At 36.8% G+C, this 15,140-nt stretch carries 9 protein-coding genes; all 9 read left to right on the top strand.

Annotated features, from left to right (window positions below; genetic code table 11):
* The first annotated feature begins 140 nt into the window (after window positions 1-140).
* A complete protein-coding gene (locus FVB9532_RS01500; RefSeq protein WP_150543441.1) occupies window positions 141-3,233 on the top strand; it encodes a SusC/RagA family TonB-linked outer membrane protein in 3,093 nt (1,030 codons plus the stop codon).
* A gap of 10 nt (window positions 3,234-3,243) precedes the next feature.
* On the top strand, window positions 3,244-4,716 hold the full coding sequence (locus FVB9532_RS01495; protein WP_150543440.1) for a RagB/SusD family nutrient uptake outer membrane protein: 1,473 nt from the start codon (window positions 3,244-3,246) through the stop codon (window positions 4,714-4,716).
* Between the two features lie 86 nt (window positions 4,717-4,802).
* On the top strand, window positions 4,803-6,209 hold the full coding sequence (locus FVB9532_RS01490) for a glucoamylase family protein (protein WP_150543439.1): 1,407 nt from the start codon (window positions 4,803-4,805) through the stop codon (window positions 6,207-6,209).
* Window positions 6,210-6,218: 9 nt separating this feature from the next.
* On the top strand, window positions 6,219-6,938 hold the full coding sequence (locus FVB9532_RS01485; RefSeq protein ID WP_150543438.1) for a carboxylesterase family protein: 720 nt from the start codon (window positions 6,219-6,221) through the stop codon (window positions 6,936-6,938).
* 2 nt (window positions 6,939-6,940) lie between these two features.
* The gene (locus FVB9532_RS01480) at window positions 6,941-8,341 is read left to right on the top strand and encodes a glucoamylase family protein (RefSeq protein WP_150543437.1); all 1,401 of its coding nucleotides are present in this window, start codon (window positions 6,941-6,943) and stop codon (window positions 8,339-8,341) included.
* 6 nt (window positions 8,342-8,347) lie between these two features.
* Window positions 8,348-9,994: a sulfatase family protein gene (locus FVB9532_RS01475; protein WP_150543436.1), complete on the top strand. Its 1,647-nt coding sequence runs from the start codon at window positions 8,348-8,350 to the stop codon at window positions 9,992-9,994.
* Window positions 9,995-10,004: 10 nt separating this feature from the next.
* Window positions 10,005-12,311, top strand: a complete 2,307-nt coding sequence (bglX, locus tag FVB9532_RS01470; RefSeq protein WP_150543435.1) for a beta-glucosidase BglX — start codon at window positions 10,005-10,007, stop codon at window positions 12,309-12,311.
* A 41-nt stretch (window positions 12,312-12,352) separates the two neighbouring features.
* The gene (locus FVB9532_RS01465; protein WP_150543434.1) at window positions 12,353-14,185 is read left to right on the top strand and encodes an SGNH/GDSL hydrolase family protein; all 1,833 of its coding nucleotides are present in this window, start codon (window positions 12,353-12,355) and stop codon (window positions 14,183-14,185) included.
* A 6-nt stretch (window positions 14,186-14,191) separates the two neighbouring features.
* Entirely contained in the window at window positions 14,192-15,112 is a 921-nt protein-coding gene (locus FVB9532_RS01460) for a T9SS type A sorting domain-containing protein (protein WP_150543433.1), read from the top strand.
* The last annotated feature ends 28 nt before the right edge of the window (window positions 15,113-15,140 follow it).

Here is a 15,140-nt window from a genome sequence, read left to right as displayed (position 1 = left end):
ATATTTCAAAATTGACAACAAATGCAACAGCTTTATAAATTTGATAATATTTCAGCTGCATTTTTAACATATGTTTAAAATATCTGCTGAAAATTAAGAGGTTAATAATCTTTATTAATTTAAAAGCTATTTAAACACACATGAAAACAAATTTACTCGCAATGCTTTTCCTATTTACGGGATTAACACTATTTGCACAAGAAAAGACGGTTACAGGTACCGTATCTTCAGCAGATGATGGGTTACCATTACCTGGAGCTAACGTATCTGTTCAAGGTACCAATCAGGGTACTACTACAGATTTTGATGGAAAATACGAAATCGTAGTAGCTACTGGCGAAACCTTGGTATTTAGTTATGTAGGCTTTCAAACTCAAGAAATACCTGTAGAAAACCAAGAAACAATTAGCGTATCTTTACAAGCAGATACAGAATCACTAAGTGAGGTTGTTGTAATTGGTTATGGTACAGCAGAGAAACAGGATTTAACAGGAGCCATAAGTAGTATTAAAGCAGAAGATATTGTGAAACAACCTGCGCTTACCGCTACTCAAGCCATCCAAGGAAAAGTACCTGGGGTAAACATCATTAATAGTGATGCTCCTGGGGCAACTCCTACAGTTACCATTCGTGGTTTGGGAACTGCTTTAGGAGGTAGAGATCCTTTTTATGTAGTTGATGGTACACCTGTACCAGACATTAAGAATATAAGTCCATCTAATATCGAATCTATAGATTTCTTAAAAGACGCTTCTTCGTTATCTATCTATGGAGTTAGAGCTGCAAATGGTGCTGTTATTGTTACAACTAAAAGTGGAAAAAAAGGAAAACCTAAATTCTCTTTTAATAGTTACTATGGAGTAAAAGATATTTTAAACCAAGTGGAAATGGCTAATGCAAGCCAGTATGTGAACTATTATAACGAAGAAACAGCAGCGATAGGAGAAGAAAATTTTCTTAACCAAAACCAACCATATGATACTGATTGGTATGATGAGTTATTACAACTAGGCTCAATTAATAATAATGTATTTTCAGTATCGGGAGGATCAGACTATGTAGATTATTTCTTTAGTTATGATTTTTTTGAAGAAAATGGAATTCTTGAAGGACAAAAATACCAACGTTCTGTTATTACTTCTAATAATACTTTTAAACTATTTGACGATCGTTTAAAAATTAAGCAGAACCTTTCTATTACTCCTACTAAAGATAATCCAAAACCATTTTCTGCGTTTAACAGTGCTTATAGGCAAGCCCCTGTTATACCTGTTTATTATCCGAATGGCAGATACGGTCAATCTTTTTACAACGAGACTACAGGAGAAGCAACATATATAGCTGGAGAAGGTGAAAGTATAGGAAGATTAACTTCTCACGGAAACCCTGTTGCTCAAGTAGATTTTACCAATGAATACATTAAAACTTTAACGCTTCAGGGAAATGTTTCTGCCGAATTAGAAATCATGGATGGTTTAACCTTCACCTCTCGTTTAGGTATGCGCAAATTCTACCGCAAACAAAGGGTTTATGTACCTAGCAAAGAATCATGGATTGCCGGAGACCCTACAAGAACTGCAGAACAATTTGAAGAAAATAAATTACAAAATCCAGATTCTCCACAATGGGTAAATAATTCTCTTTCCTTTTCTAGAATAGAGAACTTTAAATACAACTGGGATAATTTTCTTAATTATAAAAAAAGTTTTGGAAACCATAACTTTGATGTAACCTTAGGGGGATCAAAGGAAGAATTGGGAGTTGGAGAGTTTAATTATGACCAAGCCTATGATGTTCCTTCAAAAGAGCAGTATTGGAGTATAAAACATGCTTCAGACGCTTATGAAAAACAAACCAACCAGTATTATTATACTCCTGTTCGTTACTTATCTTATTTTACAAGGCTACAATATAACTTCGATAGAAAATATTATGTAACTGGTACCATTAGAAGAGACGGGGCTAGTGTATTTAAAAGCAATGAAGAGTATATTGGTTATTTCCCATCAGTTGGATTAGGATGGACCTTAAGTAAAGAATCTTTCTTAGAAGATAGTTCTTTTGTAAACTTTTTAAAGCTTAGAGGTTCTTATGGAGAACTAGGGAACCCAAATGTTCCTTTTAACTCTACTCAAATTATTACTGATCCCGCTAGTGCTAACCAAAATTATGTTTTTGGACCAGATCAGGCTTTAATTTTTGGAGCATCTATAGGCTCTCCTGCTCAACCTATTAGTTGGGAACGAGTAAACGAATGGAGTGCCGGGTTAGATTATGAGCTTATAGACAGTAGACTTTCCGGTAGTTTTGATTGGTATAGAAAAACAACCACCAATACCATCTTAAGTGTACAGCCCTTATTAAATTCTCCCTATGAACAAAACTATTATGATCATGGAGCTGAAGTTGTCAATAAAGGGGTGGAAGTTGGCATTAATTGGAGTGACCATGTAAATGACGATTTTTCTTACAATATTGGGGTAACTTATAACTACAATCATAATGAAATTACTGAAATAAAAAATAATTATGATGGTCAATTGGGAGGTAGTTTATCAAATGGTGAAATCACTAAACGTTTAGCAGAAGGTGAACCTTTAGGATCTTGGTGGATGTTTGAGACAGATGGTGTATGGCAAAATCAAGAAGAAATAGACAATAATGCTTCTATTGGTGGAGCTTTGCCTGGTCATTTAAGATACAAAGATCAAAATGAAGATGGAGTAATTGATGATAGAGACAAAAAATATTTCGGATCTTATATTCCTACTTATAACTTTGGGATTAACATAGGAATGAACTATAAACAATTTGATTTAACTGTATCTGGTTACGGAGCCGGTGGTAACAAAATTTATAATGGTTTAAAAAGTACGAGACTAGGAGGAGAAAATGTTCCTGTAGATGTTTATGAAAGTCGTTGGACAGGTCCGGGAAGCACCAATTCTAATCCAGGAGCCAATAGAGATTCAAGAGCTTCTAATTATTATTTAGAAAATGGTGATTATTTTAGAATTAACAACATCACTATTGGATATACCTTACCGAAAGTAGATTTTATAGCAAATGCTAGAATTTATATTTCAGCACAAAATCCTTTCCTGTTTACTGATTATTCAGGATTCACCCCAGAATTAAACTCAGACGGAGCACCATATGGAACTACGGGAATAGAACTTTCTGCTTATCCAAATACAAGAACAATATTAATGGGATTAAACTTAGAATTATAAAATGACTGTTATGAAATTCAAATTATATACAAAAATAGCCATAGGTATTCTAGCAGGTGTAGCTATAATAAGCTGTAGCGATGATTATCTAGAAGTAGATGCTCGTGAGAACATTGAAGCTAGTGACAGCAATGAAAACATTACTCCTGAACAATTTGTAAATGGTATTTATGGAATGTATACCGATTGGGATTATGCTTTTGCTTGGTTAGGAATAACAGAAATTATTTCTGATAACGCCGATAAAGGAAGCTCTCCCACCGATACTGGTGCAGACAAAAACTTACTGGACAATTTAACCTTTACAAGTACTGCGCCATCGGTAAGATCTATGTGGACGCGTTGGTATAAAACAATAGGTAGAGCCAGTTACTCGATAGCATTCACTAGAGATTATGGTTTAGAAGACGAAAGCTACAGCAATAGATTAGTTGGAGAAGCTAAATTTTTAAGAGCATTAACTTACTTTTATTTAGTAAGATCTTTTGGAGATGTTCCATTACAAGGAGATATTACTATCATCGATGGAGAAGCTATCATAGACCAAGAAGCAGATTTATCTACACGTAATCCAAAAGAAGAAGTCTATGCATATATAGAGCAAGATTTATTGGATGCTATCGATGCTTTACCCTTAAAAAGTGAATATGCTCCAAAAGACTTAGGGAGAGCTACCAAAGGCGCTGCACAAGCATTACTTGCTAAGGTACATTTATACCAAAAAGAATATACAGAAGCATTACAATATGCTAATGCAGTAATCAACTCAGGAGAATATGGCCTAGAAACAGATTATGCTGAAATTTGGAGAGAATATACCGAAAACGGCACAGAGTCCATTTTTGAAATTCAAGCCAGAGGTGAAGCTATTGCTCACGGTGTAAATCAATATTCACAAACCCAAGGTGCACGGGGTACTAGTGGTTGGGGATGGGGTTTTAATACTCCTACTGAAAATTTAGTAAATGCTTTTGATGTCGAAGGCGATGAAATAAGAAAAAACGCGACTATTATTTTTGCCGGAGAAACGCTTTGGGATGGCCGTGAAGTAAGTGCTTCCGTAGAGAACCCCATGTATAACGAAAAAGCCTATTCAAGTGCAAATGCTGGGGCAAGTGATGGTGATAAGAACATTAGAGTAATTAGATATGCTGAAGTTTTATTAATTAAAGCTGAAGCCGCAAATGAACTTGGCCAAACCTCTGAAGCCCTTTCGGCTCTTAACCAAGTTAGAAGTCGTGTAGATCTTGATAATGTTTCAGGTTTAAGTCAAACAGAATTAAGAGATAAAATTTGGAACGAAAGAAGGTTAGAATTAGCTTTTGAGCATGACCGTTGGTTCGACTTAATAAGAACAGGACAAGCTGCTGAAGCAATGGCTGCAAATGGCAAAGATTTCATTGAAGGACAACACGAATTATTTCCAATTCCTGAGAATCAATTGATTCAAACCCCTGAGATGAACCAAAACCCAGGGTGGTAAACAATTTTTATAATGTTAGATGAATTAGCAAACTATACTACCCGTAAAGGGTAGTATAGTTCATCTTTCAACTCAATAACACTTCTATGCTTATACAAAACCACATAAAATATTTAGTAATTATTCTGCTTAGTCTATGCTTCAATTCTTGTAGTGATAACTCTTCAGATGATAGCTCTAATCCACCGGTAACCGAAAATCCACCAGACGATAACAATGATGATGATGGTGGTGACAGCATAGACCCCGTAAGCGACGAAGAACTTTTAGATATTGTTCAAAGTGAAACCTTAAACTATTTCTGGGAATATGCCGAACCTAACTCACAAATGGCCAGAGAACGCTACCATCCTAACGAAGGTAACGATCCCATAGTCACCACAGGAGGTTCAGGATTTGGTCTTATGGCCCTTATTGTAGGAATAGAAAGAGGTTTTATTTCTAGAAGTGAAGCCGTTCAGCGTTTAGATCATATCGCAGACTTTTTAGCCAACACCACTACTTTTCATGGTGCTTGGTCACATTGGATTAATGGAGAAACCGGACAAGTACAACCCTTTAGCCAAATGGATGATGGAGGTGATTTAGTAGAAACCTCCTTTTTGGTACAAGGAATGATTGTGGTTCGCGAATACCTAAAAAACGGAACGGAAGAAGAACTAGCGATCGCACAAAAATACGATGAACTATGGAAAGGTGTAGAATGGGATTGGTACACCAATGGTGAAAATGTATTATACTGGCATTGGTCTCCTAATTACGACTTTCAGATGAACCTTCCCATAGAAGGCTACAACGAATGTTTAATTACTTATATTCTTGCCGCTTCCTCTCCGGATCATGCCATAGACCCGCAAGCTTATCATCAAGGATGGGCCAGAAACGGAAACATTGTTGCAAGTAATTCAACTTATGGATTACCACTTATTTTAAAACATAATGGTCACCAACAATATGGAGGTCCTTTATTTTGGGCACATTATTCCTACTTAGGTTTAAACCCAACAAATTTATCAGATCAATATGCCAATTACTGGCAATTAAATAAAAACCAAACCTTAATTAATTATAAGTATTGTGTAGAAAACCCTCATAATTTCTCAGGTTACGGAGAAAACTTTTGGGGTTTAACCGCTAGTTATACTAAAAATTCAGATGGCTCTATTGGTTACACTGCACACTCTCCTTCCAATGATCGAGGGATAGTTTCACCAACGGCAGCAGTAAGCTCCATACCTTATACACCAGATGAGTCGTTAGCATTCATGCATAACATCTATGAAAATCATAACAGTTTAAGCTGGGGACCTGCAGGCTTTTACGATGCCATTAGTTTAGTAGGAAGCAACTGGTCTGCCAAACGCTATTTAGCCATCGATCAAGGACCTATGATAGTCATGATCGAAAATTATAGAACCGGATTAATCTGGGACTTATTTATGCAAGCCCCCGAAATTCAAAACGGACTTGACACTTTAGGATTTACCTATTAAAAAACTAACATGAAAAAATTAGCGCTTATACTATTCTTTCTTTCTTTGATTTCTAATGCTTCTTTTGCACAAATTGAAAAAAAGCATTTTAAAGAAAAAGTAGAATTAGAAACCGAATTAGGCTATTTACTTTATACCCCGGAAGACTATAAAACTTCCAAAAAAGATTATCCGCTTATCGTTTTTCTTCACGGTGCGGGAGAAAGAGGTACCGACTTAGATAAAGTAAAAATGCACGGTCCTTTTAATTATATGGAAAAAGGGAATAAAATTGACGCTGTAATTTTAGCTCCCCAATGCCCAAACGAAACCTATTGGCAACCTCACCAAGTAGCTGGTTTAGTAAAATCTATCATTAAAAAATATAATATTGATGAAAACAGGGTTTACCTCACCGGTTTAAGTATGGGTGGTTACGGTACTTGGGCAGTAGGAGGAGAATACCCTGAACTCTTTGCTGCAATGGCTCCTGTATGTGGTGCTATTTACCGACCTATTTATAGAAATGCCCAACACTTAAAAGACATGCCTATTTGGATTTTTCACGGTGCTTTAGATGATGTGGTCCTCCCGGAAAACAGTAATAAAATGGTCATTGCATTGCAGCAAGCAGGAAACAAAAATGTAAACTATACTGTTTATCCGTTTGCCAATCATAACAGTTGGACAGAAACCTACAACAATCCCAAATTTTATGAGTGGTTACTCAGCCAAAAGAAACAAAATTAAAAATGAAAAAATTAACCTTAACTATATTATCCCTATTCACCATAATTTTCTTTTTTGCTTGTAAACACAAGCCTAATAAAGATACTAATACTGCCGAAAAAGAAACTCAATCTATTTCTAAAGATTCAACTCAATTAAGTGATGAAGAGCTCTTAGACCTTGTACAAAAGCAAACCTTAAAATATTTTTGGGACTATGCCGAACCTAACTCAGGATTAGGAAGAGAGCGTTTTCATCCAGATGGAAATTATCCTAAAAACGACCCTAACATTGTGACCACCGGTGGTTCCGGTTTTGGTTTAATGGGAATTGTGGTGGGGATGGATAGAAACTTCATCAACAGAGAAGAAGCAGTAAATCGATTAGATAAAATTGCCGATTTCTTAGCAAAAACACCTCGTTACCACGGAGCTTGGCCACATTGGATCAACGGCGAAACCGGAAAAACTAAAAATTTCGGTTCCGACAGTAAAGATAATGGCGGCGATATTGTAGAGACCTCTTTCTTAGCCCAAGGTTTTATTGTTGTGAGGGAATACCTCAAAAACGGTAACGAAAAGGAAAAAGAAGTAGCTAAAAAATTCGATAAGCTTTGGAATGGTATCGAATGGGATTGGTACACTAATAACAAAAATGGTATTTTCTGGCATTGGTCACCCGATTATGAGTTCGAAAAGAATTTTATGATCGAAGGTTACAATGAATGTTTGATCACCTATATTATGGCTGCATCTTCACCTAACCACAGCATCAAACCGGAAGTTTACCACGAAGGTTGGGCACGTGGAGGAAACATCACTACCGATAAAAAAGCCTATGGAATTCCTTTAATTTTAAAACACAATACGCTTGGCGATAAAGGCGGACCTTTATTTTGGGCACATTATTCTTATTTAGGCTTAAACCCAAAAGGTCTAGAAGACCAATACGCTAATTACTGGGATTTAAACGTAAATCATTCAAAAATTAATTACGAATACTGCCAAGAAAATCCAAATCACTCAAAAACCTATGGCAAAGACTCTTGGGGATTAACCGCTAGTTATACCAAGAATAAAGATGGTTCTACCGGCTATGCCGCACATTCTCCCGATGACGATCGTGGTGTAGTTTCGCCTACAGCAGCAGTAAGTTCTTTACCTTATACTCCGAAAGAATCTATGAGAGCCATTCGCCATTTTTATACCGATTTAAATGAGTTGGTTTGGGGACCCGCAGGTTTTTACGATGCCTTCAGTTTAGACAATGGTGAATGGGCAGCTAAAAAATATTTAGCTATCGATCAAGGCCCGATGATTGTAATGATTGAAAACTATAGAACCGGATTGATCTGGGAATTGTTCATGCAAGCTCCAGAAGTTCAACAAGGATTAGATAAACTTGGATTTACCTATTCAAAGTAAATTGCGATGAATAAAACTTTCCACATAGCATCACTTATTTTACTATCGGTTCTTATCGGTTGTAAAGATCATTCTTCCGCAGAAAAAAATTCAAAAAAGACAGAAGAAAACCAAAAGCCGAATATTGTATTTATTATGGCCGACGACCATGCTGTAAAAGCGATTAGTGCCTATGGAAGTGAAATAGGAAAGCTGACCCCAACCCCGAACATAGATCGGATTGCAAAAAACGGAGCTATTTTTCATCAAAATTACAACACCAACTCCCTTTGTGGCCCAAGTCGTGCCGTAATCCTTACCGGAAAACACAGTCATGAAAATGGTTTTAGAATGAATGGCGAGCAATTCGATAATACACAGCAAACCTTACCGAAAATTCTTCAACAGAATGGTTATCAAACCGCTGTCATAGGAAAATGGCATTTATCCGATAATCCCACCGGCTTCGATTATTGGAAAATACTCGATGATCAAGGAAAATATTATAATCCCGATTTTATTACGGCAGAAGACACTACCCGTGTGACTGGTTATGCACAAGATTTAATCACCGATTATTCCATTGAATGGATGCAACAAAGAGATCAGGAAAAACCTTTCTTTTTGATGGTACATCACAAAGCGCCACATCGCAATTGGATGCCTGCATTGCGACATACCAATCTTTATGATTCGGTTGAATTCCCTTTACCCGATAGCTATTTTCCCGATTTTGAAAATCAGCTAGCGGCTGAAGAGCAACTGCAAACCATTTATGAAGATATGTATGAAGGTCACGACCTGAAATTGAGTAAACATAAAGGTACCGATTCGCTAGCTGCCAACCCTTGGAAAGATGATTTTGAACGAATGAATGCCGAGCAAAAGGAAAAATGGAATGCTGCTTACCGCCCTAAAAATGATGCTTTCTGGGAAAAAGACCTTCACGGTAAAGAATTGGCCAAATGGAAAGGGCAACGTTACCTTAAAGAATATATGGCTACCATTGCTTCGGTAGATGAAGGCGTAGGACGCATTTTAGATTATCTGGAAGCCCAAGGACTAGATGAAAACACTTTAGTAGTTTACACTTCCGACCAAGGTTTTTATTTAGGGGAAAACGGCTGGTTCGATAAACGTTTTATGTACGAAACTTCGTTTAGAATGCCTTTATTAATGCAATATCCCAAAGAAATCGAAGCTGGTTCTGAAGTTTCAGAAATGACACAAAACCTAGATTTCGCCTCTACCTTTTTAGATATGGCGGGCATTGATATTCCTCAAGATATGCAAGGAATTTCCTTTAAAAAAGTACTCTATGGAGAAGAAGCTAAGCTAGGAAGGGATGTTATTTACTATCATTACTACGACTTCCCTGCTTTTCATATGGTGAAACGCCAATATGGAATTAAAACCAATCGTTATAAACTCATCCATTTTTATGACGATATCGACACTTGGGAGTTTTACGATTTAGAAAAAGACCCTAAAGAACAAAACAACTTGATTAATTCTGAAGAATATCAAGATGAAATACAAATGATGCATCAAAAATTAGATTCCGTTCAAAAGTATTATAAAGTAACCGAAAAAGAGTTTGAAACTACCCCCAAAGAAAAAGTAAATCAAGCTTATAAAAATTTTGAACGACTAAGAGGAACTCCAATAAAATAAACCTACACTTATGATCAAGAAAACAATCACAGTACTTTCGTTAAGTATTTTTAGTCTCACACTTAGCGCACAACAAAAAGAAAACACCTATACCGGTCCAAAAATCAATACCTCTGAAATGGACCAAAAAGTCAATGCGCTATTGGATAAAATGACCATTGAAGAAAAAATAGGGCAGTTAAACTTACTAACCCCCGGAGGAGGTGTTGCCACAGGAGCAGTAGTGAGTGATAATGTTCAGCAAAAAATCAAAGACGGAAAAGTTGGAGGTTTATTTGGGGTTTCCGGTCCCGAGAAAATTAGAATTGCTCAAGAATATGCGGTCAACGACACCCGATTAGGAATTCCGTTATTAATTGGTTCTGATGTGATTCATGGGTACAAAACCACCTTCCCTATTCCCTTAGCTTCAGCTTCTAGTTGGGATATGGAATTGCTCAAAAAAACGGCACAAGTAGCTGCCAAAGAAGCTACTGCCGATGGTATTAACTGGAACTTCTCTCCTATGGTCGATATTTCCCGTGATCCGCGTTGGGGTCGTGTGGCTGAAGGAGCTGGAGAAGATGCCTATTTAGGTTCTCAAATTGCACGTGCGATGGTAGAAGGATACCAAGGTAATGATCTTACCCTCACCAATACCATGTTGGCTACCGTGAAACATTTTGCTTTATACGGAGCACCGGAAGCAGGTAGAGATTACAACACCGTAGATATGAGCCGCGTAAAAATGTTCAATCAATATTTACCTCCTTATAAAGCAGCTGTAGATGCCGGTGTAGCGAGTGTCATGAGTTCTTTTAACGATGTAGATGGAGTTCCGGCAACGGGAAACAAATGGTTATTAACCGATTTATTACGGAAACGTTGGGGATTTAAAGGTTTTGTAGTTTCTGATTACACTTCTGTAAATGAAATGATTGCCCACGGAATGGGAGATTTACAGGACGTGTCTGCCTTAGCTTTAAAAGCCGGTTTAGATATGGATATGGTAGGTGAAGGTTTTGTCTCTACCTTGAAAAAATCTTTAGAGGAAGGAAAAGTTACCGAAGAAGAAATCACCACCGCTGCTAGAAGAATTTTAGAAGCAAAATACAAGTTGGGGCTTTTCGAAGATCCTTATAAATACTTGGATAAGAAAAGAGTTAAAAAAGATATTCTTACGAAAGAACATCGAGCCTTAGCCAGAAAAGCAGCAGCCCGATCTTTTGTTTTATTAAAAAAAGACCAGAATGTACTTCCTATCGATAAAAAAGCGAAAATTGCTTTAATCGGTCCACTAGGAAATAACCAATCTAATATGCCTGGAACTTGGGCTCCTACCGGAGACTTTAAAAATGCCATTCCAGTATTAGAAGGTTTAAAAAATGTCGCGCCAAAAGCTAGCATTACTTATGCTAAAGGAGCCAACATCACCAATGATGAGCAAATGGCTAAAAACGTAAATGTATTTGGTCCTAAAGTAGAAATTAGCAAAGAATCTCCTGAAGAGCTATTGGAACAAGCTTTAAAAGTAGCTAAAGATGCCGATGTAATTGTGGCTGCTGTGGGAGAAGCTTCAGAAATGAGTGGGGAAGCCTCTAGTAAAACCGATTTATTAATTCCGGAGAGTCAGAAAAAACTAATCCGTGAATTAGCGAAGACCGGAAAACGTATGGTATTGGTGCTCATGAGTGGCCGCCCATTAAACATTTCAGAAGAAGCACAACTACCTATAGATATTCTTCAGGTTTGGCATTCGGGTGTAGAAGCCGGTAATGCAATTGGAGACGTGATTTTTGGAGACTACAATCCTTCTGGAAAACTTACGGCATCTTGGCCAAGAAATGTAGGGCAAGTACCGGTTTATTATTCTATGAAAACTACGGGAAGACCCGGAACTAAAGAAGGCTTCGAAAAATTTAAATCTAAATATTTAGATGTAGATAACTCGCCACTATTCCCGTTTGGTTACGGCTTAAGTTATACTGAATTTGAATATGGTGATACAACACTTTCTTCTAAAGAAATGAATATGGATGGTTCAATTACCGTGAGCACTACCATTAAGAACACCGGCGATTATGATGGTGAAGAGGTAGTTCAATTATACATTCACGATAAAGTAAGAAGTATAACGCCACCGCAAAAGCAACTGATTGGCTTCCAAAAAATCAACTTAAAAAAAGGAGAATCAACTACGGTAGAATTCAAGATTACTGCTGAAGATTTAAAGTTCTATAACAGTAGTTTAGAATTCGTTGCAGAACCGGGAGAATTTGAAGTTGGGATTGCACCAAGTTCAGATTTTAAATTTTCAAACTCATTCACCTTAAACTAAAGATGATGTTCTATGATTATTAACTAAAACAAACATAAATTATGAAGAAACTATTACTCATTTTTGCATTATTTACCGGCCTTATATCCTTTGGCCAAGAATATGCCTACATCGATTTCGGAGGCTCTTCCCACACGACCCCCGGAAACTGGAACAATATTGTTGTTAGTAATCAAAACGAGACCGGAGTCACCGAGAATTTAATTAATTCTTCAGGAGCTAGTATGGGTATAGTTTTTACACTTACTGATTCTTTTGATCATATTAACAACAACGGAACCACGTCTCCCAATGGAGCATTACCATTTACAGGAACCGCCTCAAGAGATAGTTTTTTTGGAGCTACCGATGATGGGTTTAATGGAAATATAAACCCTACCGGAGGTTTTACATTATCTAACTTAGATCCTAACAAATACTATTCTTTTTCAGTATTTAGTTCAAGGACCGGAGTTTCAGATAACCGGGAAACTTTATATACTGTAGAAGGCTCCACGACGGGTTCAGAAGCTTTAAACCCTTCAAACAACACCTCCAATACGGCAGATATTTTAAATATTCAGCCAACTAGTAATGGTGAAATAACTTTTACAGCAGAACCCGGCCCTAATAATAATAACGACTTTGGCTTTTATTACTTAGGTGCTTTACAATTAACAGAAAGTGACAGCCCTATTTCAAATACCAATCCAGATCCTGAATTAACGTTAACCTATCCTAATGGAGGTCATATTTGGGAAGCAGGAAAAACTGTAAGAATTAAATGGGAAAGTATCTCTGTTCCTAATATGTTAATTGAATTTTCTTCTGACAATGGTTCTAATTGGTCTACCATTGCTACCACTTCAGGTAATTCTCAATATTACGATATGGTAGTTCCTAACGAAATTACAACCAATGCATTAGTCAGAATTTCCGGTGAAGGTGAAACCGATACCAGCGATAGTACTTTTGAAGTCATTGCCGATGAAGGAGAAGTTTATAGAATCGTAATTTTAGGTTCATCTACTGCTGCAGGAACAGGCCCTTCAGATGCAAACAATGCTTGGGTAGCGAGGTACAATACCTATTTAACAGAAATGGATACCAGGTACGAAGTTATTAACCTAGCCCAAGGTGGTTTTGCAACGTATAACATTTTGCCAACAGGCACCACAATTCCTTCAGGTGTTAACCGAAGCATTGATGTAAATAGAAATATTACCAAAGCGATAAGTTTAGATCCTACAGGAATTATTATTAACCTTCCATCTAACGATGCTGCCAGTGGTTATCCGGTTGCCGATCAATTAAACAATTATACGCTTATCGCAAATGCAGCTGCTTCAGAAAACATCATGCTTTGGGTCACAACTCCACAACCACGTGATTTTGGCTCTAACACAACAAAACTAAATATTCAGTTAGATATGTTAGATGAAACTTACACCATGTTTGGAGATCATACCATCGATTTTTGGACAGGATTTGGAACCTCTAACAATAATGGAATTTTACCAGCTTATGATGCCGGTGACGGAATTCACATGAATGATGCTGCCCACGAAATATTATTTGAGCGGGTTATAGGAATGGATATTCATACCGAAGTAAGGGATGCCGTCCTAAAAGTGGAAACATTATCTCTTAATAATGATTTAAAAATTTACCCCAACCCGGTAAAAAACACCTGTACCATTAGAAGCAATCAATTTTCTGGAAACCAACTAACCATTGAGGTGTACAATATCCTAGGATCAAAAGTATACAATAAGGTATTAGAACTTCACAATCAAGAAGCTACTTGGTCTAGAAATGCACTAGAAAACGGAATATACTTTCTATTAATTACCAACAATAACTTACAAACAACAAGACGTTTAATTTTAAATTAATTTATTATGAAAACAATTACTCAAAAATTTTTATTGTTCATTGCAGGGGCTTTAGTAAGCCTTGGGGGTTACTCCCAAACCATTTATAATTTTGATTTAAATTACAATACGGATGATCAATATCCTACTGAAGGTAACTGGAATAACCACTATTCATCAGACTGGGAAGCGGTAATCTCTAATTTTATCGACGATCAAGGGAATGCATCTACCTATTCATTTGCGGTAACCGATAATTTTGTTGCAGGAAATGGCTCTGGTATTACGAATCCGGATTCCAATTTAGGCTTTCCGGCCACAGCGACTAATGACAGTTATTATGTTCAAGATGGTGATAATAATACCGGAGCCTTTACTTTTTCTGGTTTAAATCCTTCTAACTTCTATACTTTCGAAATTTTTGCTTCTAGAGATGGAGCTACTGAAAATAGAGAAACACAATATGACTTAGTTGGGGCAAATAGTGGCGTCGGTTATTTAAATCCTTCCAGCAATACTTCAGAAACTGCAATTATTGAAAACATTCAACCAGATGGTGCAGGAAATATTGTACTTACAGTTCAAAAAGGACCAAACAACGAAAATGGTGCTGGTTATGCTTATATCGGTGCTATTAAAATTACCGAAACTACATCCATGGCTGTAGAAAACAAATCTTTTATGAACACTATAAGCATCTATCCTAACCCTGTAGAAGACCAATTTGAGCTGTCTTTGAATTTAACGGAAGCTTCTCTTCTAAAAGTTCAACTATATAATCTTAAAGGGCAATTAATAAGCACTTTCATGAACGAACAAGTTCCTGCAGGTAAAATAAACAAAACGCTGAACAGCCAAAACCAAAATGCATCCTTAGCTTCAGGAATATATATTTTAAAAATAAGCACAGACCGTTCAACTCAAACCAAAAAGCTTATTATAAAATAAGTAGCGTAAACTAATAGATAGTATATTA

Source organism: Mesonia oceanica, assembly GCF_902499555.1.
Taxonomy (GTDB): Bacteria; Bacteroidota; Bacteroidia; order Flavobacteriales; family Flavobacteriaceae; genus Mesonia; species Mesonia oceanica.
Note: the sequence above shows the minus strand (reverse complement) of the source record. Positions and strands in the feature narration are given on the sequence as shown.

What these genes read in the sequence shown, in the direction of transcription:
- FVB9532_RS01500 (WP_150543441.1), top strand. Translation starts at nt 141, where the DNA reads ATGAAAACAAATTTACTCGCAATGCTTTTCCTATTTACGGGATTAACA.
- FVB9532_RS01495 (WP_150543440.1), top strand. Translation starts at nt 3,244, where the DNA reads ATGAAATTCAAATTATATACAAAAATAGCCATAGGTATTCTAGCAGGT.
- FVB9532_RS01490 (WP_150543439.1), top strand. Translation starts at nt 4,803, where the DNA reads ATGCTTATACAAAACCACATAAAATATTTAGTAATTATTCTGCTTAGT.
- FVB9532_RS01485 (WP_150543438.1), top strand. Translation starts at nt 6,219, where the DNA reads ATGAAAAAATTAGCGCTTATACTATTCTTTCTTTCTTTGATTTCTAAT.
- FVB9532_RS01480 (WP_150543437.1), top strand. Translation starts at nt 6,941, where the DNA reads ATGAAAAAATTAACCTTAACTATATTATCCCTATTCACCATAATTTTC.
- FVB9532_RS01475 (WP_150543436.1), top strand. Translation starts at nt 8,348, where the DNA reads ATGAATAAAACTTTCCACATAGCATCACTTATTTTACTATCGGTTCTT.
- bglX (WP_150543435.1), top strand. Translation starts at nt 10,005, where the DNA reads ATGATCAAGAAAACAATCACAGTACTTTCGTTAAGTATTTTTAGTCTC.
- FVB9532_RS01465 (WP_150543434.1), top strand. Translation starts at nt 12,353, where the DNA reads ATGAAGAAACTATTACTCATTTTTGCATTATTTACCGGCCTTATATCC.
- FVB9532_RS01460 (WP_150543433.1), top strand. Translation starts at nt 14,192, where the DNA reads ATGAAAACAATTACTCAAAAATTTTTATTGTTCATTGCAGGGGCTTTA.